The sequence below is a fragment of the Archangium sp. genome, from assembly GCF_036389735.1.
Classification (GTDB): domain Bacteria; phylum Myxococcota; class Myxococcia; order Myxococcales; family Myxococcaceae; genus Archangium.
This window is the reverse complement of the sequence record NZ_DASVWK010000713.1, coordinates 1-7,341: the sequence shown is the minus strand read 5'-3', so window position 1 is coordinate 7,341 and position 7,341 is coordinate 1. Positions and strand designations below refer to the sequence as shown.

8 protein-coding genes are annotated in these 7,341 nt (G+C 69.5%); 1 reads left to right on the top strand and 7 read right to left on the bottom strand.

The genetic code is table 11. The features are described 5' to 3' along the window. From VF794_RS25245 to VF794_RS25215, 7 genes are all read right to left on the bottom strand, one after another. A partial coding sequence (locus VF794_RS25245; protein WP_414640950.1) for an Hpt domain-containing protein occupies positions 1-713 on the bottom strand: 713 nt, incomplete at its 3' end. Between the two features lie 43 nt (positions 714-756). Further along, a complete protein-coding gene (locus tag VF794_RS25240; protein WP_108067310.1) occupies positions 757-1,125 on the bottom strand; it encodes a response regulator in 369 nt (122 codons plus the stop codon). A 72-nt stretch (positions 1,126-1,197) separates the two neighbouring features. Beyond that, positions 1,198-1,626: a chemotaxis protein CheW gene (locus VF794_RS25235; protein WP_331114666.1), complete on the bottom strand. Its 429-nt coding sequence runs from the start codon at positions 1,624-1,626 to the stop codon at positions 1,198-1,200. Between the two features lie 117 nt (positions 1,627-1,743). Then, the gene (locus VF794_RS25230) at positions 1,744-3,105 is read right to left on the bottom strand and encodes a HAMP domain-containing methyl-accepting chemotaxis protein (protein ID WP_331114664.1); all 1,362 of its coding nucleotides are present in this window, start codon (positions 3,103-3,105) and stop codon (positions 1,744-1,746) included. 48 nt (positions 3,106-3,153) lie between these two features. Then, positions 3,154-4,134, bottom strand: a complete 981-nt coding sequence (gene thiL, locus VF794_RS25225; protein WP_331114662.1) for a thiamine-phosphate kinase — start codon at positions 4,132-4,134, stop codon at positions 3,154-3,156. Between the two features lie 6 nt (positions 4,135-4,140). Continuing rightward, the gene (locus tag VF794_RS25220) at positions 4,141-5,640 is read right to left on the bottom strand and encodes an ATP-binding protein (RefSeq protein ID WP_331114660.1); all 1,500 of its coding nucleotides are present in this window, start codon (positions 5,638-5,640) and stop codon (positions 4,141-4,143) included. Beyond that, complete coding sequence (locus VF794_RS25215) at positions 5,637-6,338, bottom strand: GTP-binding protein (protein WP_331114658.1); 702 nt, start codon at positions 6,336-6,338, stop codon at positions 5,637-5,639. The genes VF794_RS25220 and VF794_RS25215 overlap by 4 nt, the downstream gene beginning before the upstream one ends. A gap of 290 nt (positions 6,339-6,628) precedes the next feature. On the opposite strand from VF794_RS25215, the gene VF794_RS25210 reads away from it, so the two are divergent. Next, positions 6,629-7,165 carry a GNAT family N-acetyltransferase gene (locus VF794_RS25210; protein WP_331114656.1) on the top strand — a complete coding sequence of 179 codons (537 nt, stop codon included), beginning with the start codon at positions 6,629-6,631 and terminating at the stop codon, positions 7,163-7,165. Positions 7,166-7,341 lie beyond the last annotated feature (176 nt).

Sequence of the window (7,341 nt, the reverse complement as noted above, 5' to 3'; positions counted from 1 at the left end):
CGCTTGTGCACCAGGAAGGCGCGCACGCCCGGCGTCTGGCAGGTGGAGGCGATGCGCAGCCGCACCGCCCAGCGCATGGGCTGCTTCGGGGCCGCCTCCGGCGGCGACTCCACCTCCACCTTCGACGCGGGCACCACCATCGCGACCGAGGCGGCGGCCTGCATCGCCTCGGCGCTGGGAGCGGAGGCGGGTGCCGGGGCGGGGGGAGCCTCGGCGGCGACAGGCGCGGGCGCCGGAGCGGCGGCCTCGACCGGAGCGGGCGCCGCGGCGGCCGGAGCCGGCGCGCTGGGAGCCACAGCGGGGGAACGGGGCAGGACGCGCGTGGCGCTGGGGGCGCGGCCGGTGAGCACGGACACCCGTTCGGCGAGCTGTCCGAGCAGCGCCGCCGCGTCATCGGGCGTCTTGTTGTCCGCCACGGCCCGCACCTGGGCCAGCATCACGTCGGTGGCCGACAGGAGCAGGTCCACCAGGGTGCGCTCCAGGCGGCTGGGGTCCTGGCGGATGGCGTCCACCAGGTCTTCCACCCGGTGGGCCAGCACGGCGATGGACTCGAAGCCCATGGACGAGGCCATGCCCTTGACCGAGTGCGCGTGGCGGAACATCGAGTCCACCACGGCGGGAGCGCCCTCGCGCTCGAGCTGCACGAGGTCCCGCCCCAGTCCCTCCAGATGCTCGCTCGCCTCGGTCAGGAACAGCCCGAGGTAGCGGGACATGTCCATCGTCACGTCCAGCCCCGGTGGCGCGAGCGCGAGGGGGTCACCCCTCGCCCAGCACCTTCTTGACGACCGCCAGCACGTCCTCGGCGCGGAACGGCTTGACGATGAAGTCCGAGGCTCCCGCCTCGATGGCCTCCATCACCAGGCTCTCCTGCCCCAGCGCCGAGCACATGATGACCACCGCGTTGGCGTCGTACTTGATGATTTCCCGCGTGGCTTCGATGCCGCTCTTGAACGGCATGACGATGTCCATCGTCGTCAGGTCCGGCTTGAGCTCCTTGTACTTCTCCACGGCCTCCAGGCCGTTGGCCGCCTCTCCGACGACCTCGAAGCCACCGGACGCGAAGATGTCCTTGATCATGTTGCGCATGAAGATGGCATCGTCGACGACCAGCACCCGCTTAGCCATGTGAAGCTCCGCCTCCGCGTAAGGCCCCGAGAGGGCCGCGGACACTACCACCCGCCTATTTCCGGCGGCTACTCACTTCTGATGAGCCGCGGTGAAGAGTCCAACCACCGCGGAATCCAGCCCCTCTGGATCCAACACCGTCACAGCCAAACCCTTCAATCGAGCCACCCCGCGCACCGCCGGGACCGCCTTGCCCGGTGCCGTGCCCACCCGCTCCACCTCCTCGATTCCGTCCACATCCGTCACCAGCAGACCCAGGTCCCGCCGCCCGCGCTCCAGCAACACCACCCGACCCGGGGGCGTGGGCCCATCCGGCAATCCCAGCAGCTGGCGCAGCTCCACCACCGTCACCACCCGCCCCCGGAGGTTCATCACCCCCGTCACCGCCGCGGGGGCCCGAGGCACCCGGGTGAAGCGCTCCGGAAGCACCACCACTTCCTTCACCGCCGAGAGCGGCAGGCCGTAGCGCTCCTTCTCCACCCGGAAGATGACGTGCCGCACGAGTCACCTTCTACCAGTTGCTCTCGGTTTGTGCGAAATCGATGATGAGAGCAGCCGGGCGAGCGGTTGCCCCTCCCCCCGGCCCCTCTTCCGAGGTCCAGGGGGTGGGACCGTTCCTCACGCGTTCAGCCGGAAGCTGCGCACCACGCTCTGGAGCTCGACGGACAGGTTGGTCAGCTCGCTGGCCAGCGAGGTCATCCGCACCATGGCGTCCGACTGGTCCTGGATGACGGCCTGGATGGCCTCGGTGGAGGCGGCGTTGTTCTTGGCCACCAGGGAGATCTCCTCCGTGGCCTTCACCATCTCCTCGCTGCCCTTGAGCTGCTCGCGGGCGCTGTCGGAGATGAGGTGCACCTTCTCGGCCACCTTGCGCACCGTGTCGGTGATGGCGCCCATGGAGCGCACGATGCCGGTGATGTCCTCGCGGCCCTCGGCCAGCTCCTCGATGCCCTCCTTCATCGCGCTCACCACCGACGTGGACTGACCGGAGATGTCGCGCGCCAGCTTGGAGATCTGCTCCGCCGAGCGACCCGCGCTCTCGGCCAGCTTGCGCACCTCGTCGGCCACCACCGCGAAGCCGCGGCCGTACTCGCCCGCGCGCGCCGCCTCGATGGTGGCGTTGAGCGCCAGCAGGTTCGTCTGCTGCGCCACCTGGGTGATGGCGTCGACGATCTTGGAGATCTCCAGCGTCTTCTCGCCGAAGGCGAACACCTGCTGGCTCGCCGCTTCGATGCGATTGAAGACCTTCTTCACCTTCTCGCCGGCCAGCAGCGCCGCCTTGCTGCCGTTCTCCGCCGCGCTGCTCGTCTCGGCCGCCGTGCGCGCCGCGTCCTCGGCGCTCGCCGCCGTGCGCTGGATGCTCACGGCCATCTCGGTGATGACCTTCGATGTCTTGCCGACGAGCTGCGACTGCGTCTCCGCGCCCTGGGCGATCTTGTCCATGGACAAGCCCACCTCTTCGTTGGTCGCGTTGACGTTCTCCGCCGAGCCCTGAAGATCCTTCGCGGTGTCCGCCACGCTCTTGGCGGTGTCCTGGATCTTCCCCACCAGCTCGCGCAGGTTCTCCTGCATCTTGCTGATGGCCAGCGCCAGCTCGTCGATCTCATCGCGGCGCAGCGCTCGCGGTGGCTCCACCACCAGCGGCTTGGACAGATCGCCCTGGGAGATCTCGAAGGCCGAGCGCGACAGCACCCGCACCCGCGTCACGCGCGCCAGGTAGCGCGGCAGCGTCAGCGCCAGGGCCAGGGTAATCCCCAGCGCCATGCCGATGCGCCACCAGAAATCCAGCAGCGTCTCCGAGATGAGCAGGGCGGCCGTGAGCACGCACCCGAGCATCACGTAGCCGGTGAGGATCTTGATCTGCAGGGAGACCTCGTGCCCCCCAGCGTCGATCTGCTCGACAGGGCGCAGGAGCCGTTGCACGGGCTCGCGTCGGGGGGAGAGGCCGGGGGAAGGATCGTCGCGAAGGGGGCGGCGCACGGTTTGGATTATCTCAGGAGACTGCGACAACGGTCTGCGGGTTTAGCCCTACCGGTGGGAACGGTCAATCCGGCCGCCCCCTCGGAAGTGGTCGAAGCCGGCGGGCAGGCGCAAGCTCCGGCCCGATGCGTCACGGACGTGTCCGGGCCGACCCGGGATGAGTCGGCCGATACGCGTCACCGGCTCCTCCCCTCGGGCACAGGCCCGCTCGAAGGCGGAAGTGCGCGCGGGTGGGACCGCGAGCAGCAGCTCGTAGTCCTCACCTCCCGCGAGTGCTCCCTCGGCCCCCAGGCAGGCACGGACCGCTCGGGAGAGGGGCAGGCGCTCGAGCTCCAGCTCGGCCTCCACCCTGGAAGCGGTGCACAGGTGTCCGAGGTCCTGCGCCAGTCCATCGGAGAGGTCCAGGCCCGCCGAGGCGAAGCGCGCCGCCAGTCGGCCCAGCGCCACCCTCGGCACCGGGCGCTTCTGGCGGAGGATGGCTCCGGAGCGGCGCTGGCCCGCCTGGAGCTGCTGGAGCCCCAGCCTCGCGTCTCCCAGCGTGCCAGAGACGTACAGCACGTCTCCGGGCCGGCCTCCCGCGCGGGTGATGGGCGCCGTGCGCGGTGACAGCTCGCCCGAGGCGGTGATGGTGATGGACAGCTCGCGCGCCGAGGTGAAGTTGCCCCCCACCAGCGCGATGCCGTGCTCCCGCGCCAGCGCGCTCATGCCCCTGGCGAGGCCCCGCAGCTCGCGGGGTGGAAAGTCCCTGGGCAGCGCGAGCGCGCAGACGAACCAGCGCGGCTCCGCCCCCATCGACGCCAGGTCCGACAGGTTCACCGCCAGCGCCTTGTGCCCGATGTCCTCCGGCGAGAACCACGCGCGCGTGAAGTGCACGTCCTCCACCACCGCGTCCGTGGTGATGCACTGCGCCCCTCTCGAGGGGGACAGCACGGCGCAGTCATCTCCCGGGCCCACGGGGACCCGGGCCCTCGGGAAGTGCGACAGGAAGTGCTCGATGAGGGTGAATTCGCCCGCTGGCTTCTGGCTCAAGGGAAGTCAGAAACGGTCCGGCTCGGTGTCCACCGGCGGAGGGATGTACGCCGGGCCTTGTCCCGAGAGCGGCGGCTCCTGCGGCAGTACGACCCGGAAGCACGAGCCCCGACCCACCTCGCTCGTCAGCGACACCCGGCCCCCATGGCCCTCCACGTAGCTCTTCACGATCGCCAGCCCCAGCCCCGCTCCGCCGTACTCCCGCGTCGGGCTGTCATCCACCTGGTAGAAGCTCTGGAAGATGCGCTCGCGCTGGTCCTCCGGGATTCCCACCCCCGTGTCCTCGACCTCGATGCGGTAGCCCTCTCCCCCCAGCTCCAGCTGCGGCCCCACCTCCGACAGCCGCACGTCCACCCTCCCTCCTCCCGGCGTGAACTTCACCGCGTTGGCCAGCAGGTTCACCACCACCTGCCTCAGCTTCTCCCGGTCCGCCACCACCCGCCCCTGCACCACCTGCGGCATCCGTACGTTCAGCGTCAGCCCCTTGCGCTGCGCCTGCGGCATCACGCTCGTCAGCGCGCTCTCCACCAGCTCCTGCACGTCCACCCACTCGAAGGCGAGCCGCACCTTGCCCGATTCGATCTGGCTCATGTCCAGGATGGAGGAGATGAGCTTCAGCAGCGTGTTGCCCTTCTCCGTGATGGTGCGCACGAACTGCATCTGCTCGGCATTCAGCGCCCCCACCAGCCCCTCGGACAGCATCTCCGAGTAGCCGATGATGGAGGACAGCGGCGTGCGCAGCTCGTGGCTCACCGTCCCCAGGAAGCTCGACTTGAGGCGGTCCGCCTCCTTCAGCCGCTGATTGAGCCGCATCAACTGCGCGTTCTGCTTCTCCAGATCGCGCTGCGTCTCCAGCATCGTCTCCAGGTGCAGCTGCCCCGTCAGGTACGACTTCTGTCCGGCCGCCAGCAACGCCGCCATCACCTGCGCGACGTGCACCAGCATCTTCTCCACCTTCTGCTCGGACATGCGCCGCACGCGCCCCGCCAGCACGCGCGCCCGCGTCATGTCCAACCCCTCCACCTCCGCCAGCGAGGGCGGCAGATCCGACAGCTCCTCCGGAAGGTAGGGCCCGAGCACCACCCGCCCGAGCAGATCCCCATCCCACTCCACCGGCATCACCACGTAGCGCAGCCCGCTGAAGCACGACACCGACAGGAGCACGCCGCCCAGGGGGCCGACCCCCGGCAACGCCTGAGCGCCCTGCGTGGGCGTCAGCGGGCCCTCGGTCACCCGCGCCAGCACGGCCGCGGAGCGCGCGCGGCCCTCGGGAATGGCGTTGATGAAGCCGCAGAAATCCCCGTTGCTCCCCTTCACGTCCGCCAGCGTCCGGCCCCGCGCGTCCTGCACCCGGATGCCCACCCGGTACAGCTCGCCCAGGCTGTCCACCACGTCCCCGAAGGTGCTCGGGTCCAGCATGTCCACCAGGGACAGCGTGCGCTGGAGCACCGACTCCCCGCGCGGCTCCGGCGCGCTGACCACCGGACTCGTCTTGTCGGCGCTCATCGCGGCTTCTCCACCGGCGGATAGAGGGCCTCCAGGCCCGTCCCCTTCAGGTCCATCTGCTGGAAGATGTGCGTGAGGAACTCCTTCTCCGTCAGCCCGATGTTTCGCGACAGCCGCATGCGCTCGTCCAGGTTGCGCCACGCCGCCTGAAGCAACGCGTGCAGCGTCTCCATCACTCCCTCGCCCCGCAGCGCCACCGCGCCCACCACCGGCTCCCCCCCTCGCTTGCGCGCCTCCTCCAGCTCCGCGTCCGTCTGGGCGTCGGGCAGGTCGCGCTTGTTGAACTGGATGACCACCGGCACCTGGGTGGCGTCCAGACCGTTCTCCCGCATGTTCGCCCGGAGCCGGCGCCAGTAGGCGTTGTTCTCCATGGCGGCACTGCGGCGGCTGTCGGCGATGAAGGCCACCGCGTCCGTCCCCTGCAGCACCACGCGCCGGGTGGCGTCATGCACCACCTGCCCGGGCACGGTGAAGAGCTTGAGCTTCACCTTGAAGCCCGAGTCGCTGGTGATGAAGACGGGGAGCAGATCGAAGAAGAGCGTACGGTCCTCGTGCGTCTCCACGCTGAGCAGGCGACCGCGAGCTTCCGGCCGGGCGCGCGCGTGGATGCAGCGCAGGTTCGTCGTCTTACCGCTCAGCCCCGGGCCGTAGTACACGAGCTTGAGGGTGAGTTCGCGCTGGGCGTGGTTGAGTTGCACGTGCGGGACTCAGGCTGCCGGAAGGGTGAAGGGAAGGGTGGGGCAACCCGCCCCGGGCGGACGGTTTTTTATAGTGAAAGGTGTTCGCTATTGAAAGCCGTCCCCCGCAGAACCTCATGTGGGAGCCCGGAAGGGGCGTGAGCGGGCGACCTTGGAATGCCGGGCCCGCGTGCGCAGTTTTGATGGGTCCGGCTCGCCCCCCCCGTGGGGGGAAATGTGCGCTCCACCGAGGACGTGCATGGATACGGGTGAAGCGGTTAGGATCTGAAGCGCGATTGGAGGAGCAAGGCATGACGATGAAGCGGGTGGAACCGGGCGTGGAGGTGGGAACGTTGCCAATGCCGGACATGGCGACCCTGCCCAACGACCTGGCGCCGGCGGTGAAGTTCTCCGCCGCGACCGATGAGGACATGGCGTCCGTGGCCGCCCTGCGTTCCGAGTCGGAGCCGTGGAAGAGCCGCGGCGAGACGATGGAGGAGAGCCTCAAGGCCCTGACGGCCCTGCGGCCCTACATCCACGTGGCCAAGGTGCAGAATCAGGTGGTGGGCTACGTCACCGTGGAGCGGGATGGTCCCGTTCCTGGCGCGGCCTACATGCGCAACATCGTCGTGCGGCCGGAGCTGCGCCGGCGTGGCCTGGGCATGGCGGTGCTCAACCAAGCCCTGCAGGTGGCTCGCGACATGTTCCGCAAGACGATTGCCCTGCGGGTGGACCCGGCCAATGCGCCCGCGGTCAGCTTCTACCGCAACGCGGGCTTCACCACCGTGGCCACCGTGGTGTCCAAGAAGTCCGGCAAGCTCCGCCTCTTGATGTCCCGAGAGCTCTGAGTTCGCCCACCAGGAGGTAGGGCCACGTCCTTCATGGCCCTACCTGCCCGGTCCGAATCCGCCCGGCCCGACCCCTTCCCGGGGACTGGCCGGGCGTTTTCATGTCCGGCGGGTGCCTCCGTTCCGGTGCCCCTCCCTCCTTATAAGGAGGCGAGCGCCTGAACCGGCCCGGCGGG

Bases quoted from the DNA above. Each gene is read 5' to 3' on its own strand.
- VF794_RS25220 (WP_331114660.1), bottom strand. From the start codon at position 5,640: ATGAGCGCCGACAAGACGAGTCCGGTGGTCAGCGCGCCGGAGCCGCGC.
- VF794_RS25240 (WP_108067310.1), bottom strand. From the start codon at position 1,125: ATGGCTAAGCGGGTGCTGGTCGTCGACGATGCCATCTTCATGCGCAAC.
- VF794_RS25210 (WP_331114656.1), top strand. From the start codon at position 6,629: ATGACGATGAAGCGGGTGGAACCGGGCGTGGAGGTGGGAACGTTGCCA.